This window comes from Shewanella sp. M16 (genome assembly GCF_018224605.1).
Taxonomy (GTDB): domain Bacteria; phylum Pseudomonadota; class Gammaproteobacteria; order Enterobacterales; family Shewanellaceae; genus Shewanella; species Shewanella oncorhynchi.
Genome location: NZ_JAGTUL010000110.1, coordinates 1 through 779, shown reverse-complemented (window position 1 = coordinate 779; position 779 = coordinate 1). Strand labels below are relative to the sequence as shown.

Sequence of the window (779 nt, the reverse complement as noted above, 5' to 3'; positions counted from 1 at the left end):
CCTGCACGACCTTCGTCAAGCAGTTTACGGAACATTTCTACACCAGTACACGTTGTTTTAGTCGTTGTGCGAACACCAACGATTTCAACTTCGTCACCCACTTTAACAATACCACGCTCAACACGACCAGTAACTACTGTACCACGGCCTGAAATTGAGAATACGTCTTCGATTGGCAGTAGGAACGGCTTATCGATATCACGTTGTGGTTCTGGAATGTAAGAATCCAGTGCTGCGGCTAATTCAAGGATCTTAGCTTCCCACTCTGGTTGACCTTCTAGGGCCTTCAGAGCTGAACCTTGGATTACTGGTAAATCATCACCTGGGAAATCGTATTCTGACAGAAGTTCACGCACTTCCATTTCAACCAATTCCAGTAACTCTTCGTCATCTACCATGTCACATTTGTTCATGAACACGATGATGAAAGGTACGCCAACCTGACGAGAAAGCAGGATGTGCTCACGAGTCTGTGGCATTGGACCGTCTGTAGAGGCAACTACTAGAATCGCGCCGTCCATCTGTGCAGCACCAGTGATCATGTTTTTAACATAGTCAGCGTGGCCTGGGCAGTCTACGTGTGCGTAGTGACGTGAAGGCGTGTCATATTCGATGTGAGAGGTATTGATCGTAATACCGCGCTCACGCTCTTCTGGAGCGTTATCGATTTGAGAGAAGTCTTTAGCTTCGCCACCGTAGGTCTTAGCCAGTACGTGAGAGATAGCTGCAGTCAGTGTGGTTTTACCATGGTCAACGTGACCAATGGTGCCCACGTTTAC

1 protein-coding gene is annotated in these 779 nt (G+C 47.8%); it reads right to left on the bottom strand.

The genetic code is table 11. The features are described 5' to 3' along the window. On the bottom strand, nt 1–779 hold a 779-nt coding region (locus KFE26_RS23625; RefSeq protein WP_212601918.1), incomplete at both ends, for an elongation factor Tu.